General features: G+C 72.0%; 12 protein-coding genes. 4 read left to right on the forward strand and 8 right to left on the reverse strand.

Annotated elements, in window-relative coordinates; genetic code table 11:
* Positions 1-291: 291 nt before the first annotated feature.
* The 3 genes from sppA (at position 292) to WMF26_RS03005 (ending at position 6,975) form a co-directional block, all read left to right on the forward strand.
* Entirely contained in the window at positions 292-2,079 is a 1,788-nt protein-coding gene (gene sppA, locus WMF26_RS02995) for a signal peptide peptidase SppA (protein WP_437999076.1), read from the forward strand.
* A gap of 509 nt (positions 2,080-2,588) precedes the next feature.
* A complete protein-coding gene (locus WMF26_RS03000) occupies positions 2,589-6,002 on the forward strand; it encodes a vitamin B12-dependent ribonucleotide reductase (RefSeq protein ID WP_437999077.1) in 3,414 nt (1,137 codons plus the stop codon).
* A gap of 478 nt (positions 6,003-6,480) precedes the next feature.
* On the forward strand, positions 6,481-6,975 hold the full coding sequence (locus tag WMF26_RS03005) for a hypothetical protein (RefSeq protein WP_437999078.1): 495 nt from the start codon (positions 6,481-6,483) through the stop codon (positions 6,973-6,975).
* A gap of 135 nt (positions 6,976-7,110) precedes the next feature.
* On the opposite strand, the gene thiL is transcribed toward WMF26_RS03005, so the two are convergent.
* The 6 genes from thiL to WMF26_RS03035 form a co-directional block, all read right to left on the reverse strand.
* Positions 7,111-8,100, reverse strand: a complete 990-nt coding sequence (thiL, locus tag WMF26_RS03010; protein WP_437999079.1) for a thiamine-phosphate kinase — start codon at positions 8,098-8,100, stop codon at positions 7,111-7,113.
* A gap of 10 nt (positions 8,101-8,110) precedes the next feature.
* A complete protein-coding gene (locus tag WMF26_RS03015; RefSeq protein ID WP_437999080.1) occupies positions 8,111-9,718 on the reverse strand; it encodes an ATP-binding protein in 1,608 nt (535 codons plus the stop codon).
* Positions 9,715-10,443, reverse strand: coding sequence for a GTP-binding protein (locus tag WMF26_RS03020; protein WP_020732588.1), 729 nt, complete (start codon positions 10,441-10,443; stop codon positions 9,715-9,717). Before WMF26_RS03020 ends, WMF26_RS03015 begins: the two co-directional genes overlap by 4 nt.
* A gap of 136 nt (positions 10,444-10,579) precedes the next feature.
* On the reverse strand, positions 10,580-12,397 hold the full coding sequence (locus tag WMF26_RS03025; protein ID WP_437999081.1) for a dynamin family protein: 1,818 nt from the start codon (positions 12,395-12,397) through the stop codon (positions 10,580-10,582).
* A 47-nt stretch (positions 12,398-12,444) separates the two neighbouring features.
* Entirely contained in the window at positions 12,445-13,338 is an 894-nt protein-coding gene (locus tag WMF26_RS03030) for a M48 family metallopeptidase (protein ID WP_437335721.1), read from the reverse strand.
* A gap of 152 nt (positions 13,339-13,490) precedes the next feature.
* Entirely contained in the window at positions 13,491-14,510 is a 1,020-nt protein-coding gene (locus WMF26_RS03035) for a homoserine kinase (RefSeq protein ID WP_437999082.1), read from the reverse strand.
* Between the two features lie 315 nt (positions 14,511-14,825).
* Here WMF26_RS03035 and hflX point away from each other — a divergent pair, with 315 nt between their 5' ends.
* On the forward strand, positions 14,826-16,691 hold the full coding sequence (gene hflX, locus WMF26_RS03040) for a GTPase HflX (protein ID WP_437999083.1): 1,866 nt from the start codon (positions 14,826-14,828) through the stop codon (positions 16,689-16,691).
* Positions 16,692-16,736: 45 nt separating this feature from the next.
* Here the strand turns inward: hflX and WMF26_RS03045 are convergent, their stop codons facing one another.
* A complete protein-coding gene (locus WMF26_RS03045) occupies positions 16,737-17,702 on the reverse strand; it encodes a hypothetical protein (RefSeq protein WP_437999084.1) in 966 nt (321 codons plus the stop codon).
* A gap of 12 nt (positions 17,703-17,714) precedes the next feature.
* Positions 17,715-19,031, reverse strand: a complete 1,317-nt coding sequence (locus WMF26_RS03050; protein ID WP_437999085.1) for a PEGA domain-containing protein — start codon at positions 19,029-19,031, stop codon at positions 17,715-17,717.
* Positions 19,032-19,131: the final 100 nt, after the last annotated feature.

The following is a 19,131-nucleotide window of genomic DNA, read 5'->3' on the forward strand; positions in this document are numbered from 1 at the left end:
CGGCCCACGGCTTGCTGAGCTGGTCTGTAAGAGAGAGGACGACTTCTTCAAGACCTAACCGACATCGGCTCGCCGTCCCCTTCGAAACTTCGAGCGACAGTGTAGCCACAGGGTGGCCCCTTGCGTCACGCTCTCTCTTTCCAGTGGCGGCGCGAGGCCCGGGGCCGCCCGCCTCGCCGGGCTCGCGCCGCGCGGCCCGGTCCCAGCGCACCTTGCCTTCTCCGCCGTCTCACCGCCGCCCGATGCCGGACCCCGAGCCGCCTTTCCCCTGAACGTTCCGAGGAGCCACCGGTGATCGCTGCCCTGCTCGTCAATCTCCTCCGCCTGCTGCTGCTCCCGGCGAGCGCGCTTCGCTGGGCGTTTGCTGCACCACGGGGCGGGTATGTCGTCCTCGAAATCGACGGCCGCGTGGTCGATCTCCAGCCGCCCCGGGTCCGCCTCGCCCTCTGGTGGCGTCCTCGGAAGAGGGCCCCGCTCTCGGTGGAGCGCGTCCGGGAGCTCGGCAAGCACCTGATGAAGGACCCGCGCCCGGCGGGGCTGCTGCTCCGGATGCGATCGGTCCACGCGGGGCCCGCGGTGCTCGCCTCGCTGCGGGACGCGCTCCTCGAGATCCGCGCGGGGGGCAAGGACATCGTGGCGTACCTGCCGATGGGCGCCGACAACGCGACGCTCCTGCTCGCCTCGGCGGCGCGCGCCGTCGTCGTCGGGCCCGAGACGCTGGTGTCGCCGCTCGGGTTCGCGGTGGAGGGCCGCTACGTGCGCCGCGCGCTGGAGCAGGCCGGCGTCGAGCCCGAGGTGTTCGCGAAGGGCATGTACAAGAACGCCGGCGAGGTGCTCGTGCGCGACACGATGAGCGCCGCGCAGCGCGAGCAGGTCGGCGCCCTGCTCGACGCGCGCCTCGGCGACCTCGTCGCGGCGCTCGCCCAGGGGCGCCGCGTCGATCGTGAGACGGCCGCGCGGTGGATCGACGAGGCGCCCTACGGCGCGGAGCAGGCCGTGGCGCGGGGCATCATCGACGCGGTCGCGTACGAGGACGAGCTCGAGCACATGCTCGCGACGGGGCTGCTCCCGGGCACGACCGCGCCGCGCCGCGCCCAGGTCGGCGCCTCGGGCTCCGCGGGCGAGGGGGCCCTCGCGTCCGGCCGGCACGGGAGGGCCCGCCTCGTGGCGGCGGGCCGTTACCTGCGCGCGCGGCGCGCGCTCTCGCTGCGGCCGATGCTGCCGCGGCCCATCATCGGCGTCGTCGAGGTGCACGGCGCGATCGTCAGCCGCGCCCACTTCCGGGGCGCCTCGCTCGCCAGCGAGGAGCGGCTCGTCGCGAGCCTGCGCGCGGCGCGGCAGAACCCGCGCATCCGGGGGGTCATCCTCCACATCGACTCGCCGGGCGGGTCCGCGCTCGCGTCCGACCGGATCCACCACGAGGTCACGCGGCTCGCCGAGGTCAAGCCGGTCGTGGCGTGCATGTCGAACGTGGCGGCGAGCGGCGGCTACTACGTGGCGGCGGCGGCGCACGCGATCGTCGCGCAGCCGCAGACGATCACGGGGAGCATCGGCGTGGTGTCGGCGCGCTTCGCGCTCGGCCCGCTGCTCGAGCGGCTCGGCGTCTCGACCGACGTCGTGAAGCGCGGCGCGCGGGCCGACCTGTTCTCCCCGTCGCGCAAGCTCGACGCGGGGGAGCGGGCGGTGATGGAGCGCGAGCTCGACGCGATCTACGCGACGTTCCTCCGGGTGGTCGCGCGCGGGCGGCGGCGCCCGGTCGAGGAGATCGAGCCGCTCGCGCAGGGGCGCGTCTACAGCGGCGCCGAGGCGCAGGCGCGCGGGCTCGTCGACATGCTCGGCGGGTTCGAGCGGGCGCTCCACGAGCTGCGCCAGATGATCGGGCCGAAGGCGGCGGCCATCGAGCCGGCGATCGTGCGCGCGTCGCGGTACATCCCGCCGCCGCCGCTGCTGCCGGCGCCGGTGCCGACGCTGCTCGAGCTCGTCGGGCTGCACGGGGTCGCCGCAGAGGTGACGCTCGCGATCCACTGCCAGGGGGAGCGGGTGCTCGCGTACTGCGCGGAAGCGACGGAGCTCGACTAGAGCGGCAGCGGCTGCGGGAGGTGTGGGCGCGCCCGCGCTCCCACACCTCGCCCGGCTCTCCGGATTCATTGAATCCCCTTCCGGACGGGGTCGGATTTTTGCGGGGGAAAGCTGTGCGTAATCTGTGCGCCCGGTGGGTAGCACCTGTTCAGAACTGCTCAGAGATCGCGACGAATCCCGCGCCGAACGGACGAGACGCTATATGTGGGCCCTGTTCGGCCCGGGATCCCAAGATGTAGCGGTTCTCCTTGACGCACGGGCCCTTCGCGGGTTTGACTAGCTGGCGGTCAGGCGCTCCCGAATGTCGGCGCACGCCTTTCAGGCATGGCACCTGGACCTATGCTCACTGGCCGGAAGACGGAACGTTTGAGCAGGTAGCAGGGGAGAAGCAAACCGGACCTGTGGAGATCCGAGGCGAACGAGCCTCCGGTGTTCTCCCGGGAACTATTTGTGCTTTCGGTACGATCCGAGTCACCGACCGGTGCGGTGGCTTACAGGAGGACTTGGAGATGGCCCAGTCGGCAGTTGTGGGTGACGGCGGTAAGCTACCCGCCGGGAACGGCAAGATGACGGCGCGGACGAAGGAAGATGCGGGGGCCCGTCCGGTGACCGGCGGGGCTGCCAGGGCGCAGGTCAACGGCGCGGCTGCGACGAAGGCCGCGAAGAAGGGGGCCTCGCGCCCGCGCGGGCTCGGGTTCGAGCGGCGGTTCACGCACCGCGGCGTCGACCCGCTCGACGAGGTCACCTGGGAGCGCCGCTCGAGCGTCATCACCAACCCCGACGGCTCGGTCGTCTTCAAGATGGAAGGGGCCGAGATCCCCGCCGGCTGGTCGCAGCTCGCGACCGACATCGTCGTCTCCAAGTACTTCCGCAAGGCGGGGATCCACGGCAAGAAGGAGCTCGGCGAGACGAGCGTCCGCCAGGTCGTCCACCGGCTCGCGCGCACCATCCGCGAGGCGGGCGAGCACTTCGGCGGCTACTTCTCCTCCACGAAGGACGCGGACACCTTCGAGGCCGAGCTCGCGTACCTGCTCGTCCACCAGTACGGCGCGTTCAACTCGCCCGTGTGGTTCAACTGCGGGCTCTTCCACCGCTACGGCATCGAGGGGTCGGGCGGCAACTACGCCTGGAACGAGGCCTCGGCCGACGCGGGGAACGGGGGCGCCGTCGCGAAGGGCGCGTCCACGAGCCGGGCGAACGGGGCGGGCGCGGTCGACGAGATCGTCGAGACCCGGAACGCGTACGAGCGGCCGCAGTGCTCCGCGTGCTTCATCCAGGCGGTCCAGGACGACCTGATGAGCATCTACGACCTCGTCAAGGCCGAGGCCCGGCTGTTCAAGTACGGGTCGGGGACGGGGACGAACTTCAGCGCGATCCGCGGGAAGCAGGAGAAGCTCTCGGGCGGCGGGACGAGCTCGGGGCTCATGAGCTTCCTCGAGGTGTTCGACCGCGCCGCCGGCGCCACCAAGAGCGGCGGCACGACGCGGCGCGCCGCCAAGATGGTCTGCCTCGACATGGACCACCCGGAGATCGTCGATTTCATCCAGTGGAAGGTCCGCGAGGAGAAGAAGGCGATGGCCCTCATCGCCTCGGGGTACCCCTCCGACTTCAACGGCGAGGCGTACCACACGGTGAGCGGGCAGAACTCGAACAACTCCGTGCGCGTGAGCGACGACTTCATGCGCGCGGCGGCGTCGGGCGCGCCTTGGGAGACGCGGTCCCGGACGACCGGCGAGGTCGTCGACACCCTGAGCGCCAAGGACCTCTGGCGCCAGATCGCCGAGGCGGCGTGGGGCTGCGCCGACCCGGGGGTGCAGTACGACACGACCATCAACCGCTGGCACACGTGCCCGAACACGGCGCGCATCAACGCCTCGAACCCGTGCTCCGAGTACATGTTCCTCGACGACTCGGCCTGCAACCTGTCGAGCCTCAACCTCACCCGGTTCCTCCGCGAGGACGGCTCGTTCGACATCGAGGGCTACCGCCACGCGGTGCGGGTGTTCTTCGTCGCGCAGGAGATCCTCGTCGACTTCTCGGCGTACCCCACCCGGAGCATCGCGAAGAACTCGCACGACTACCGCCCGCTCGGGCTCGGTTACGCGAACCTCGGCACGCTGCTCATGCTGCAGGGCATCCCGTACGACTCCGACCAGGGCCGCGCGGTCGCGGGCGCGCTCACCGCGATCCTGTGCGGCCACGCGTACCGGGTCTCGGCCGAGATGGCCGCGGCGAAGGGGCCGTTCGCCGGGTTCGCGAGGAACCGCGAGCCGATGCTCCGGGTGATGGGCATGCACCGCGACGCCGCCTACGCGATCGATCGCGACCGCTGCCCGGAGTCGCTCTGGCGGGCGGCGTGCGCCGACTGGGACGAGGCGGTGCGGCTCGGGCAGGAGCACGGCTACCGCAACGCCCAGGCGACCGTGCTCGCCCCGACCGGCACGATCGGCCTGCTGATGGACTGCGACACGACGGGCATCGAGCCCGACTTCTCGCTCGTGAAGTTCAAGAAGCTCGCCGGCGGCGGCTACTTCAAGATCGTGAACCAGTCCGTGCCCGAGGCGCTCCGGCGGCTCGGCTATCCCGAGGCCGAGGTGCAGGAGATCGTCGCCTACGTCTCCGGCACGAACACCCTCCTGGCGGCGCCGCACGTGAACCGGGCCTCGCTCAAGGCGCGGGGGCTCACGAACGACGACCTCGCGAAGGTCGAGGCCGCCATCCCCGGCGTGTTCGATCTGGATCTCGCCTTCGGCCCGTGGATCCTCGGCGAGGAGACCTACGACCGGCTCGGCGTCTCCAAGGAGTCGCGGGCGCGCTTCGGCTTCTCGCTGCTCCAGCACCTCGGCTTCTCGCCCGCGGAGATCGAGGAGGCGAACGAGACGATCATCGGCCGCATGACGGTGGAGGGGGCGCCGCACCTGCGCGAGGAGCACTACGCGGTGTTCGACTGCGCCAACCGCTGCGGCAAGAAGGGCCGGCGCTACCTCGCGCCGATGGCGCACGTTCGGATGATGGCCGCGGCGCAGCCGTTCCTGTCCGGCGCGATCTCGAAGACGGTGAACCTGCCGAACGACGCGACGATCGAGGACGTGCAGCGGATCTACGAGGAGGGGTGGCGCCTCGGGCTCAAGGCGGTCGCGCTCTACCGCGACGGCTGCAAGGCGTCGCAGCCGCTCTCGTCGACCTCGAGCTCGAGCGACAGCAAGGCGGACGCCAAGGGCAAGGCGGACAAGGCCGAGATCGCCGGGCCCGTGCTCCAGGCGGCGACGGCGCTGGCGCGCCCGCGCTCGCCCTCGGCGGCGGCGCCCGAGCGGTTCCGCCTGCCCAGGAAGCGCAAGGGCTTCACGCAGGAGGCGCGCGTCGGCGGGCACAAGATCTACCTCCGCACCGGCGAGTACGACGACGGGACGCTCGGCGAGATCTTCATCGACCTCCACAAGGAGGGGGCCGCGTTCCGCTCGATGATGAACTGCTTCGCGATGGCGGTGTCGATCGGGCTCCAGTACGGCGTGCCGCTCGAGACGTTCGTCGAGCAGTACACCTTCACCCGGTTCGAGCCGCAGGGCGTGGTCGAGGGGCACGACTACGTGAAGTTCTCGACCTCGATCGTGGACTACCTCTTCCGCGTGCTCGGGGTCGAGTACCTGAACCGCTACGATCTCGCCCACGTGCAGCCGGTCACCTCGGCCATGGAGGATCCGGTCGAGTCGCGGGCCCAGGAGAGCGGCGTGGCGTCGTTCACGCAGGGCGCCTCGGCGTCGGCGGTGCTCGACGGCGGGGGACGGGCGGCGAGCGCGCTCGACGCGCAGCTCGAGGACATGATGGGCGACGCGCCGGTCTGCGACGGCTGCGGGCACATCACCGTGCGCAACGGGGCCTGCTACAAGTGCCTCAACTGCGGCAACAGCATGGGTTGCAGCTGAAGAGCGACGGGCGGGGGTGGGGGTGATGCGGGAGGGGCTGGCGGGGGGCCCCTCCCACGAACTCGCGCCTCTTGGCGGCTAGTGCTTCGTAGACCGGTGAGGTGGGGCTGGAAGGCCCCGCTGCGCTGAAGGCCGGCGCTCGGATTCGTGGGGCCCTACCCGCGCCAGCCCCTCCCGCATCACCCCCACCCCCGCCGACCCGAGGGGGGAAGGGGGGCGAGGAGCGATCGCCGGGACGATCGCTGACGGTGGGCGGTCAACATGGACCGCTGGGGGATCGCTGATTCGTGGACGGTGATGGTGCCCGTTGACCGCTGACGGTGACGATGATCACCGGCGGCGCTCGTTGACGGCTCACGATGAGCGCCGAGCCGTGGCGGAGGTCGTGCTGCGCGGGAGGTCTGCGGGGGCGTCCGGACGCGGTTCTACTCTGTCAGCCCGATGGCTGTGCTCCGCGAAGCTTTGTAGAAGACGACGCATGATCCGGTCGCGTTCGTCCATGGCCTTCGTCGTCCTCGCCTGCGGCATCCTGTCCAGCGCCTGCCAGAAAGAAGAAGCAGCGCCGGAGACCATCCCCGCGCCCGCGCAAACGGTCGCGCCGGTGGCCGCCGATCCGGTGCCCGCTGCGACGCCGGATCCGACGCCGACGCCCGCTGCAACCCAGGAGCCCTCCGCAGCGGCCTCCGCCGAGCCCGCGGCCGCAGATGCAGACGCGGGGGCGGCGACGGCCGAGCCGGCGGCGGGGGCATCCCGCGGGGGAGGCGCCTCCATCCAGGCGTGCTGCACGGCGCTCCACGCCGTCGCCACCAAGTCGGGCAAGTCGTCGGAAGCCAAGTCGAAGGCGGCGACGGCATCCCATCTCTGCGCCGGGATCGAGAAGCTCGTGAAGAGCGGGAAGACCCCGCGCGCCAAGGCGCTCACCCAGATCCGAGCGAGCCTCGGCGGAACCACGCCGCCCGCCGAGTGCAACTGAGCCAGGGCGGTCAGCGCGCTCGCGAGCGCCGCGGACGCGATGTGGAGAGCCCGAGGCGCGCTCGCGAGCGCCGCGAGCCGCTCGGAACAGTCCACCAGCCCGGATCAGCCGTGCCCCGGAGCCTCCGCCGCGGGCTCAGGCGAAGTGGTCGTACCCCCGCGCCACGAGGCTCGTGAGCTGCCCGTCCGGGCCGAGCAGCGCCACGTCGCTCGCGCCCTCCTCCCGCGTCGCGCAGCGGCCGATCACCACGAAGCCGGGGAGCGCCCCGACGTCCGGGCCCGCGACCGCCACCGCGTAGTCTTCGCCGCCGTAGAGCGCGAGCTCCAGCGCATCGGCGCCGAGCAGCGCGGCGGCGTCGCGGAGCTCGGCGCTCACGAGCGCCCCGGGGTCGAGCAGCACGCGCACGCCGCTCGCGGCCGCGAGGTGCGCGAGATCCGCGGCGAGGCCGTCGGAGATGTCGATCGCCGCGCGGGCGGCCGCGGCCGCGCGGAGGCCCGCCTCGATGCGCGCCACCGGCCGGCGGAACGCCCGGATCGCCGGGGCGGCCGCCGCGCCGGCCAGCGAGGCGCGCCGATCGAGCAGCGCGAACCCAGCCGCGGCGAGGCCGACCGGACCCGCCAGCGCGAGCGCGTCGCCGGGGCGCGCGCCGTCGCGCCGGAGCGGCGCGGCCGCGACGCCGAGCGCCGTCGTGGTGATCGAGATCTCCCCGCCCCGCGAGAGGTTGCCGCCGACGACCGCCGCGCCGATCTCGTCGCACGCGGCGCGCTGGCCCGCGGCGATGGCGCCGAGATCGTCGTCGCTCACGTCCGGAGGCAACACCAGCGCGGCGAGCAGGCCGAGCGGGCGCGCCCCCATCGCGGCGAGATCGCTCGCCGCGGCCATCGTCGCCCGGTAGCCGAGGTCCTCGAAGCTCAGGAGATCGCGCCGGAAATGCACGCCCTCGACGGCGCTGTCGACCGTCCAGACGAGCGGCGCCGCGCCGCCAGGGAGCGCCCCGCCCTGCGGAGCCACGGGCGCGAGGATCGCGGCGTCGTCGCCGATGCCGCAGAGCACGTGCTCGCCGGCCGCGCCGCCGAGCACGGCGCGCAGCAGCGCGATGCGCGTCCACTCGGAGCGCCCGCTCATCGAGGCCCGCTCATTGGAAGATGGGCGGCACGAGGCTGTTCGACGACGAGCCGGCGACCGTGGGCAGCTTGACCACGAACACGGTCCCGCGCGGCTCGTTCGGCTCGATGCGGACCGTGCCGCTGTGCGCCTCGACCAGCCGCTTGACGATCGAGAGGCCGAGGCCCGTGCCGCCGTGCTCCCGGGTCGAGCTCTGATCGATCTGGTAGAACGGATCGAACACCTTCAGCCGCTCGCCAGGAGGAATGCCGATGCCCGTGTCCACGACGCGGATCTCGACCGCCTGCTGGAGCGGCGCGACCAGCACCAGCCCGGGGAGATCGTCCGTGTCCTCGCTCACGGCGCGGGCGACGAGCTGCACCTCGCCCCCCGGCTCCGTGAACTTCACCGCGTTCTCGACGAGGTTGACGAAGACCTGGCGCAGCCGGTCGCTGTCCCCGAGCACCGGCGGGAGATCGCTCTCGGCGTGGATCCGGAGCTCGACGCCCTTCTTCGAGGCGGCCGGCGCCATCGTCGACGCCGCCTCCACGAGCACCGGGCCGACCGCCACCTCGGTGCGGTGCACGATCAGCGTGCCGCTCTCCAGCTTCGAGAGATCCAGGAGGCTCATGATGAGCCCGAGCAGCTGCTCGCTCTTCGACCGGATCGTGTCGATGAACTCGCGCTGCTCGCCCGTCAGCGGCCCGCCGATGCCCTCGGCGAGCATCTCGCTGTAGCCCATGATCGACGTGAGCGGGGTCCGGAGCTCGTGCGACACCGTGGCGAGGAAGTTCGACTTGAGCCGGTCGAGCTCCTTCAGCCGCTCGTACGCCTGCTCCAGCTCGGCGTTCTTCTGCGAGAGCTCTCGGAAGCTCTCGCGGATGGAGGCGACGTGCATCGTCGACGTGAGGAGCGACTTGTGCCCGCTGAACAGGATGAGATCGAGGACGGCGCGGAGGTGATCCGCGATCTGGCCGAGCCGCTCCGGCCGGAGCCGCGGCAGCGGCGGCAGCCCCTCCGCCGCGCGCGCCTGCTCGAGCTGCGCCGCCGCCGCGAGCTCGGCAGCGGGGGGCTCGTCGAGGCCCTCGGGCAGGTACGGGCCGAGGATCGACCGGCCGATCGCGCGACCGTCGTACTCGATCGGGAACACCTGGTAGAGCGCGCCGGGGGAGCGGGGATCCGCGAGCTCGCCGCCGGCCGCTGGGCCGCGCCCCTGCGCCCGATCGGGAGGCGCCGCGCCGGTCCGCTGGGTCTCCTGCGCGTCGCCGGCAGCGTCGCGCGGAGACGCGAGCGGCGCGAGCGCGCCGGCCTCCGCGAGCGTCGCGCCGCCGATCGACTGGATGCGGATGGGCAGCCCGAACAGCTCGTGGAACGACGCCGCCATCTCGCCGAGGGCCTGGCGATCGACGAGATCCTCGAGCGAGAGCGGGCCGATGCCGACCAGATCGACGACCGGCGCGGCCGCGGGGGGCGGCAGCGTCGAGGGCTCGGGCGCGCTCGCCGCGCCGTCGCGCTTCGAGGAGCTGGGCGCGTCCGCGACGCGCGCCGACGGCATCGGCGCGGAGCTCGGCACATGGAGGAGGTCCTCGTCGTCGAGGCCGAAGTCAGCCGGCGTCCCCTTGTGGGCGTCGGGCCTCATGGAACGATCCGGGAGCTCTTCTCGAAGCTGCCGCCCATACGCCTCGCCAGGAGTTCGCCCACCGAGCTCGTCACCCCGAGCTGGCGCGCCGCGCTGTTCAGGAGCTCCTCGCCGCTGATCGACAGCCGCTTCGAGAGCTGGTGCGTCTGATCGAGCGTCTCCCACGTGAGGTGGAGCAGGCCCATGAACGTCTCCACCGTGCCCATGCCGCGGGTCGCGATGGCCCGGTACACCGGCTCCTTGCCCCGCGCGGCGAGCCGCGCCAGCTCCTCGTCGCTCCGGATGTCGGGGAGGTCGCGCTTGTTGAACTGGATGACGAGCGGCATCCGCGCGAGATCCAGGCCGTTCTCCCGCAGGTTCTGGCGGAGGTCGAAGAACGCCTCGGCGTTGCGCTGCGTCTCCGTGATCTGCGAGTCGGCGATCAGCGCGACCCCGTCCGCGCCCTGGAGCACGAGCCGCCGCGTGGCGGCGTGCATCGGCTGGCCGGGCACGGTGAACAGCTTGATGCGGAGCGAGACGTCGCCGTCCTTCGCGCGGAAGGTGAGCGGCAGGAGATCGAAGAACAGCGTGCGATCGTCCTGCGTTTCGAGCGTCATCAGGCGTCCGCGAGCGTCCGACCCGGCGAGCCCGTGCAGCGAGACGAGGTTCGTCGTCTTGCCGCTGAGCGCCGGGCCGTAATAGACGAGCTTGATCGTCACTTCACGGGCTGCGAAGTCGAGCTGCACGGCCGCATTCTCGCATGAGCGCCCGACGATTGGATATGGCCACGGCGCCCGGCATGGCCACGGCGCCCGGCCGAGGAGGCCGGGCAGGGCAGCGCCTCCCCCCGTGTCAGGAGGCGTGCGCTCGCTCAAGCCGAGTTCAGGCCGAGCCGCCGGGCGCGTTGGGCACGCTGGACACGGGCGGGGGGATCGGCTTGCTCTCGCCGTTCTCGACGGTCCAGAGCGCGCTGCGCAGCCCCTCGAGGCGGGCCGTCAGCGCCTTGAGCGCCTCCGCCTGGTCGTCGCACGCCTTGAGCTGGCTCTCGCTGCTCGGCTCGGCGCGGACCCGCTCCTCGCGGGCCGCCTTGAGCACCTCGATGACCTCCCGGTGGAGCTCCTGGCCGGCCGTGACCACCCACGCGTCGAGGCGGCTCGCGAACTCCTGGATCATCTCGTCGAGCTTCGGCCCGATCCGGGTGGCGGCCTCGCGCAGGGCGATCGGCGCCATCTCCTTCGCCTTCTTGCGGGTCTCGGCCTCGACCTTGTCCTTCACGTACACGGCCAGGACCGGCGCCGCGAGCGCCAGGATCCCGCCGAGCAGGGCGTTCGTGAACATGACGCCGAGGCCGATCGTGAAGAGCGCGAAGACCCCGACGTCGTAGCCGAACGTGTCGACCTCGACGTTCGGCGTCTTCACGTCGCCCCCGAGCGCCTCGCTGACCCGCTTGGCCACGTCGTGCGCGTCCTCGCGGACGAGCGCGATCGTCTTCTCGGCGAGCGCCTCCAGCGCCGTGGCGATCTCCTTCGTCTCGGCCTGCGCCCACTCGGCGAAGGTGCGCTCCAGGAACGCGCCGAGGTAGACCTTGATCTCGTCGGTGTGGGCCTCGTCGATGATCGCCGGCAGCTGCCGGAGCACGTCGTCGACGAAGCGGTCCAGGTCGCGGCGCACCCACGCCCGGATGGCGCTCACCTCCTCGCGGATGCCGGCGCGCCGCTCCTCGATGGTGCGCGACTGGCCGGCCAGGTCCTTCTCGATCATCTCGATGCGGCGGCTGAGCTCGTCGCGCGACATCGCGGTCGCCCGCCGCCGCGCGTCCACGCCCTTGCCGAGCAGCCGCGCGGACTCCAGGCCCTCGCCGAGCGCGTTGTCGAGGAGGATGCGCCCGCGCTCCTCGGCGAGGAACCGGGTCAGGTGATCGAGCAGCTCCGGCATGCCGCTGCCGGCCCGGTCGCCCTCCAGCGCCCGCTCGCTGGAGATCGGGAACACCACCGGCGATTTCACGAGCTTGCCGAGCTCGCCCCGGATGTAGGCGAGCGCCTCGGACTCCTCGTCCTGGCTCCAGATGTCGCGCTTCGTCACGACGAAGAGGATCTTGTCGCGGGACTGCCCGAGCAGCTTGTCCTGGAGGAAGACGCGCTCGCTCTCCTTGAGCGGCTGGCCGGCGTCGATGAGGAACAGCACGGCGTCCGACCGCGGGATGTAGCTGTAGGTGATGTCCGCGCGCTGCAGCGAGAGGTCGTTCACCCCGGGGGTGTCGACGAGGACGACGCGCTCGCGCAGGAGCTCGGCCGGGTACCCCACCTCGAGGAACTTCACCTCGCCGGCGCTCGACGAGCGCTCCCCGCCGACGGTGAAGGCCCGCACGTCCTCGAACGGCAGGCCCGCGCGCTCTCCCGACGCGTAGACCACCTCGGCGCGCGGATCGGCCGCATACTCGAGGTGGTGGATCACCGCCGTCGTGGGCGTCACGCCGACGGGCAGGATCGAGGCGCCGAGCAGGGCGTTCACGAAGGTCGTCTTGCCGTGGTTGAACTCGCCGACCACGACGAGGTGGAACCGATCGGCCTCGAGCTTCTTCACGAGATCGTTCGTGATGCGCGTCGCGACGCTCTTCGCGCCGAGGCTCTCGGCGAACTCCGAGAGCTCCCGGAGCGCCCCGGTCACGTCGTCTTTGCGGCTGTGGAAGGATTCGAGCATGTGCGTTGACCTCGGCCTTGGGTCGGTAGCCAGGAGGAGCGAGCCCCTCAGCCCCAGATCTTGATGACTTCGTGCACCTTCTCGTCGACCTCCTCCATGGAGAGGCCGCCCGAGCCGAGCCCGGCGTGGCGCTGGTAAAGCTCGCTCTCGGCGAAGGCCCGGAGCGCCAGGACGCGCTTCGGCAGCCACGGGTGGCTGGCCGTGAACTCGGCGAACCGGCCGATGCCGCCCTTGCCCTCGTCGTGCTGGGCGATGAACGCCTCGAGGTTCAGCTCCTCGTAGAGCTTGGTCGAGCCGAGCGCGAGCTTGGTGAGCGCGCGCGTCGAGACGTCGAGGCTCTTCGCGCAGAGCAGCCCGGCGCGGTCGCAGGTGACCTCGGCCCGGCGCGACCAGCCGGAGAGCGCGAGCATCGCCGGGCCGACGATCCACTTCACGAAGACCGACGCCATCCGCGTCAGGTAGTGCATCGCGGTCAGATAGACGACGTGGCTGTTGTGGATGTGGCCGCACTCGTGGCCGATGACGCTGAGCAGCTCGTCGTCGGTGAAATGGTCGACGAGCGCCGAGTGCACCATGATGAACGAGTCGTCGTTCGTGCCGTAGGTGGCCGCGTTGAGGGTGGGGCTGTTGACGATGTAGAGCGTCGGGGTCGCGATCCCGAGCGTCTCGGCGCAGTGGACCGCGAGCTTGTGGACGCGCGGGAACTGCGTGGGGCCGACCTTCACGGCGTGGCCGAGGAGCTCGTTCTTGCCGACCGTCTTGAACAGCCGAACCGCGGCGGTCACGGCGAGCTCGACCGGACGCATCTTCTCGAACGCGAGCCGCGTGTTCTTATCGGACACGTAGGCGTACGCGTTGCCAGCGCCGTCCCCGCCGCCCGCGCGCTGGCCCTTCCGTCTCTCGATGAAGCCCTTGAAATCGAGCGTTCCGACCTGTGCCATCCGGCGAAGGTAACGGTCGGGCCGCGGGCGCGCAACGCCGCCCTCGCCCGGCGCCGCGAACTTCACGCAAAATCACGAGGCGACCTTCGCGCACACTCGAATCGGACGAGAGCGGACGCGAGCGGACGCAACGCGGGCGACGGCGTGCGCGATCAGACGCGGAGCAGCGCGAGGAGCCCCTCCGGGCCGAGGCGCTCGAGCGTCCGCTGCCGCGCGAGGAAGCGCCGGAAATCCTTGTAGACGCCGCTGCCCTTCGGGCGGAGCTCGAAGTCGGTGATCCGCGTGATGGAGAACCGCAGCGCCGCGACCAGGCTCTCGTGGAATAGACGGCCGCGCTCCTCGGTTGAGAGCGGCCGCACCGACGTGTAGCCGGCGGCGAGCGCGGCCGCGAGGTCGGGGTCGAGGTCGTCGCCGTAGCACCACGCCAGCATCGTGACGGCGAGATCGAAGGCGGCGCTGCCGCGCGAGGCGCTCTCGAAGTCGAGCAGCGCCGAGATCTCGCCGCCCTGCCAGAGCACGTTGTCGCGGAAGAGATCGCCGTGGATCAGCGTCTCGGGCCCGGGCGCCCGCGGCGCCGCGGCGCGGATCCGCTGGAGCCGGCCGGTGAGCTCGTCCACCGCGGCGGCCACGTCGGGCGGGAGGGCCGCGGCGGCCTCGCCGGTGGGGCGCGCGGGCGCGCGGAGGCCCTGGAGCCGCTGGTCGAGGCTGTCGAGGTCGAACCGGCTCACGCTCGCCCCCTCGAACGACGCGCCGACGAGGTGGACCCGCGCCAGGGCCGCGCCGACGCGTCGGGCCGCGTCCGGCGTGACGCGCGCCTGGCAGAGCGAGTCGCCCGCGACCCACGGGAACAGCGCGACCGGCTTGCCGGCGTGCTCGGCAATGAACGCGGTGTCCTCCGACCCGGACATTCCATCCTGACGGCGGAGCGGCTGCGGCGTGGCCACGCCGCCGGCCGCGAGGTGCGCCAGCATGCGCGCCTCGCGCGAGGCCGCGCCGCGCTGCTGCTCCTCGTAGATGCGCAGGAAGACCTGCCCGCGACCGTCGGCGAGCGTCAGCGCGAAGTTCGAGTTCACGCTCCCGGCGAGGAGGCCGCGCACGTCGGCGACCTCGAGGCCGTAGAGCGCGCCGATGCGGCGGGCATCTGCGAGCGAGAGGGGGGTCAGGATGGCCATCGTGGGCAGCGTTGCCACGGCTCGGCCGCGGCCTCTACAGGAACGTGGAGCCGCGCGCAGGCGGGAGACGCAAAGCGCCGGAACGGGACGCTGGAAGGGGAGATCGAGGCAGCGACGAAGGGGAAGAAGGGGCAACGCAGGGAACGCGCGGGGAGCGGAAGAGCGAGGGGGAGGCGGGGGAAGAGGACCTGACGGCGACGAGCGATGAGAAGAAAAGAAATTGCTCGACCTGCGTGAGATCCGCGGTGGCCCCGGTGCGGACCGGCCCTGCGTGCGTTATGAATGAGCGGGAGCAACACTCCCTTCAGCTATCGAATGCCCACCCTCTACGGAAACACCACCGGACTCAGCCCCCTCGCCACCAAGACCTTAGAGCGCATCTACCGCCGCAAGGTCCCGCTCGGCAGCATCGCCACGCCCGAGCTCATCAAGGCGCTCGCCGAGGCGTCGCACGAGACGGGGCGCCAGGTCGGCGCCCTGGTCCACCGCTCGGGCGAGATCGACTATGTCGTCGTCGGCGACGCGACCCGGCTGATGCTGCCCGACATCGGACGCCTCCGCGCCGCGCAGGGGCGCTTCAGGGCGCTCCGGCTCGTCCACACGCACCTCTTCAACGAGCCGCTCACGCGGGACGACCTCGTCGACCTGGTCCGCCTCCGGCTCGATCTGGTCGCGGCCGTGCAGCTCTCCCCGCAGGGAGAGCCGCGGACCCTCCAGTACGCGTACAACGTGCCGGTCCACGGGAAGGAAGCGGTCACGGTGACCGTGGACGACGAGGGCGGCGACGATCGCGGGAAGGCGGAGCTGCCGTACCGGACCGTGGGCCCCGTCGCGGTCGGCCGCCTCGACGTCGATTTCGGCGCGCTCATCCAGGCGCTCGAGGACGAGTTCGCGAAGCGATCGCGCACGCGATCGGTCGCGGCCAAGGACGGCCGGGCGATCCTCGTGCACGTCGCCGAGAAGGCCAAGACGGGCGCGCTCGCGCGGGCCGAGGAGAGCCTGCGCGAGCTGACCGACCTCGCCGGGACCGCCGGCGTCGACGTCGCGGACACGGTCCTCCAGCTGCGCGACCGCATCGATCCGCGGCTCGTGCTCGGCAAGGGGAAGCTCGACGAGGTCGTGCTGCGCGCCTCGGAGCTCGACGCGGAGACGCTGGTCTTCGACCGGGATCTCACCCCGTCGCAGGCGTCGGCGATCGCGAAGCACACGGACCTCAAGGTGCTCGACCGGACGCAGCTCATCCTCGACATCTTCGCCCAGCGCGCGGAGTCGTCGGACGGCAAGCTCCAGGTCGAGCTCGCCCAGCTGAAGTACACGCTCCCGCGCCTCGGGCAGAAGGACGACTCCCTGTCCCGCTTGACCGGCGGCATCGGGGGGCGCGGTCCCGGCGAGACGAAGCTCGAGATCGGGCGCCGCCGCGCGAAGGAGCGCGTCAGCTTCCTGGAGGCGCAGCTGAAGCGGCTCTCCCGGCAGCGCGAGCAGCGCCGCCGGCGCCGCGCCCGGCTCGGCGTGCCGGTGGTCTCGATCGTGGGCTACACGAACGCCGGCAAGAGCACGCTGCTGAACACGCTGACCGGCGCCGACGTGCTCGCCGAGAACAAGCTGTTCGCGACGCTCGACACCCGCTCGAGGCGGCTGCGCTTCCCCGAGGAGCGCGAGGTGGTGATCACCGACACGGTCGGCTTCATCCGGGAGCTCCCGAAGGACCTGTTCGCCGCCTTCCGGGCGACGTTCGAGGAGGCCGCCGACGCCGATCTCCTGCTCCACGTCGTCGACGCGAGCGATCCCGCGCGCGATCAGCACATCGAGACGACCGAGGCGCTCTTGACCGAGCTCGACCTCATCGGCATCCCCCGCATCGTGGTGTTCAACAAGGCGGACCTGATCGCCCCGGAGGAGGGGCGGCGGCTGCTGCTCGGGCATCCGGACGCGGTGCTCCTGTCCGCCACGGACCGGGAGACGACGCGGGAGCTGCTCGCGAAGCTGGCGGATCGGCTCAAGAGCCGCTGGGAGGAGGCCGCGACGGTGCCCGCCTACGGCGTGGAGGCCGAGCGCGGCGAGCTGGAGGAGGACGGCGGCCTGTTCGACGGGGAAGCCGAGTCGATGACGGTGCTCGGCCCGCCCTCCGGCGCCGAGGCCGAGGCGATCAGCGCGCGCGCGCGAGGGACGTTCGGGGCGTGAGCTCCGCCGGGCTCCGCGGGGAGCCCGGCGGGAGCCGGGGAGAGCTCAGGGATCCGGGGTCTCGATCTCGTCGCAGGCCTTGACGTCGCTGACGACGGTGATGCAGTTGCCGCTCGCGCACTGCTCGTCCGTGGTGCACCTCTCGCCCTCCACCAGCTTGCAAGCGCCCTCGCCGTCGCACACGTTGACGTCGCTGCAGTCCATCCCGTCCTCGGCGCCGAGCGGGACGTTCGAGCACTTGCCCGCCGATCCCTCGATGTTGCAGGCCTGGCAGGGCGAGTCGCAGGCGGTGTCGCAGCAGACGCCGTCGACGCAGCTCCCGCTGCCGCAGTCGGTCGCGTCCGTGCATTCCTGACCGTTCGCGGCCTTGCACTCGCCCGCGGCGTCGCACGCCTGGTCGTCCTCGCAGCCGAGGCCCGTCGCGCCCGCCGGAGCCAGCGAGCAGGTCCCCTCGCCCGCGTCGCAGACGTGGCACTTGGCGCACTGCGTGTCCTCCGAGCACTCGGCGAAGCACGCGTTCTCGTCCGGATCGCAGGCGAACGTCTCGCACGACGTCTCCTCGCCGGGCGCGCAGTCCACGCTCGTCCCGTCGCAGGTGCCGCGGGCCGTCTGGACGCCCTCGGAGCACGTCGCCTCGCCGCACTCGGACTCGGCCTTCGAGGCGCCGCACGAGCCGTCCTCTTCACCCGACTCCTTGAGATCGGCCGTGCAGGCATCGCACTCCGCGTCGCACGCGGTGTTGCAGCAGACGCCGTCGGCGCAGAAGCCGCTCGCGCAGTCCTCTTTCGCCGTGCACGCCTTGGCGAGCTCGCACTGCGGGCAGGTGGAGCCGCCGCAGTCGATGTCGGTCTCGTCGCCGTTCTTCGTGCCGTCAGCACACCCGTCGGTGACGCCGTCGTCCCCGGGAATGCGCGAGCGGTCGACCGTGGCGATGAGCTCACAGCCCATCCCGAGCGTCGAGAGCGCGCCGGCGCAGAGCGCGATCGCGAAAAGGTACTGGTTCTTCCACATGGTGTAGTCCCCTTAGAAGGTAAACCGCGCGGCGGCGCCGCCGCCTGTCGGGCTGACGTACGGAGTGACGAACGCCCTCTTCTTCGAGCTCGAAGCAGCGGCCTTCGGCTCGGCCGGCGCGTCATCGGTGAGGAGCAGGACCGCGCCGGTGACGCCGAACGTGAGCGCAACCGCGAAGGACATGTCCGAGATGAGCGCGAAGCGGTCGACGCGATCCGCGTTCTTCGTCGTCGGCTGGTCGTCGAAGTCGCCCTTCGCGCCGAGCGCCTGGATGCCGAAGATCGTCCCGACCACGACGCCGGCGCCGGCGAGCCCGAGCGTCACGTAGGCCGGCACCGGGGAGCGCGGCTCGGTCGCCGGCGCGGGCGGCGGCGGCTGCGCCGGGGGCACCTCGGCGGCCGGCGGCGGGGCCGGGGGCTGCGCCGGCGTCGCGGCGACCGGCTCCTGCGGCTTGGGCGTCAGCGTCACGCTGACCTCGCGCGCCTCGGCGAAGGTGACCTCGAGCTCCTGGCTCGAGTCGATGAACCCCTCGGCCGAGACGGTGAGGGTGTGCTTGCCGGGCGGGACCGAGAGCTCGGTGCCCGTCTGGGCCACGCCGTCGATCGCGATCTTGAGGCCCGGCGGCGCCTCCGGAGCGGTCGCGACCTTCACCTTGGCCGGCGTCTTCTTCAGGGCCTCGACGCGCCCCTGCGCCTCGGTGATCTTGTCCTTGAACTTCTCCGCGTCCGGCTTCGAGTCGAGGAACGCCTGCCACGCGGCGACCGCTTCGGTCGCGAGCCCCTGCTTGTCGAGCGAGAGGGCGAGCTTGTACTTCGGCGCGGCGCCGGGCACGTGCTCGTCCGCCTGGCGGTACAGGTCGGCCGCGACGGCGTACTCGCCCTTCTCGAACCTGGCCTCGGCTTCCTTGTAGAGCTTCTTCGCCTCGTCCTTCTTCTGCTTCTCCGTCAGCGGCTTCTTCGGCTTGGTGGTGGTCACCTTCGCCGCGGGCTCGGCGGTCTTTCCGGGCGCTGCCGTCGCGGGCGTACCGGCGGCGGGCGGCGTGGCGCCAGCGGCGGGCGGCGTGGCGCCAGCGGCGGGCGGCGTGGCGCCAGCGGCGGGCGGCGTGGCGCTGGCAGGCGCCTGCGCCGCGGCGGCGGGCTTCGCAGGACCCGGCGTCGGCGCGGCCGCGGCCGGCGCCTGCGCGGCCCCGGCGGGCGCCTGCGCGGCCGGCTTGCCCGCCGGAGGCGGCGCCGTCTGCGCAGATACCGGACTGACGTTCGTCAGCGTCAGGAGCCCAGAGACCATCGCCGCCGAGGTCAACATCGTCAGCCGGCCCGATCGTGAACGCATACCGTAAGCCCTCCTCCGCGGATAGTGTCGCGTGGGCGCCCACTTAAGCCTTGAAGGCCGCTCTACACAAGGGTTTTCGCGTCCGTCGGGGTCGCGCGCG

The organism is Sorangium sp. So ce185, assembly GCF_051526825.1.
GTDB classification, from domain to species: Bacteria; Myxococcota_A; Polyangia; order Polyangiales; family Polyangiaceae; genus Sorangium; species Sorangium cellulosum_D.

What these genes read in the sequence shown, in the direction of transcription:
- WMF26_RS03000 (WP_437999077.1), top strand. Translation starts at nt 2,589, where the DNA reads ATGGCCCAGTCGGCAGTTGTGGGTGACGGCGGTAAGCTACCCGCCGGG.
- WMF26_RS03005 (WP_437999078.1), top strand. Translation starts at nt 6,481, where the DNA reads ATGATCCGGTCGCGTTCGTCCATGGCCTTCGTCGTCCTCGCCTGCGGC.
- thiL (WP_437999079.1), bottom strand. Translation starts at nt 8,100, where the DNA reads ATGAGCGGGCGCTCCGAGTGGACGCGCATCGCGCTGCTGCGCGCCGTG.
- WMF26_RS03015 (WP_437999080.1), bottom strand. Translation starts at nt 9,718, where the DNA reads ATGAGGCCCGACGCCCACAAGGGGACGCCGGCTGACTTCGGCCTCGAC.
- WMF26_RS03025 (WP_437999081.1), bottom strand. Translation starts at nt 12,397, where the DNA reads ATGCTCGAATCCTTCCACAGCCGCAAAGACGACGTGACCGGGGCGCTC.
- WMF26_RS03030 (WP_437335721.1), bottom strand. Translation starts at nt 13,338, where the DNA reads ATGGCACAGGTCGGAACGCTCGATTTCAAGGGCTTCATCGAGAGACGG.
- WMF26_RS03035 (WP_437999082.1), bottom strand. Translation starts at nt 14,510, where the DNA reads ATGGCCATCCTGACCCCCCTCTCGCTCGCAGATGCCCGCCGCATCGGC.
- hflX (WP_437999083.1), top strand. Translation starts at nt 14,826, where the DNA reads ATGCCCACCCTCTACGGAAACACCACCGGACTCAGCCCCCTCGCCACC.
- WMF26_RS03045 (WP_437999084.1), bottom strand. Translation starts at nt 17,702, where the DNA reads ATGTGGAAGAACCAGTACCTTTTCGCGATCGCGCTCTGCGCCGGCGCG.
- WMF26_RS03050 (WP_437999085.1), bottom strand. Translation starts at nt 19,031, where the DNA reads ATGCGTTCACGATCGGGCCGGCTGACGATGTTGACCTCGGCGGCGATG.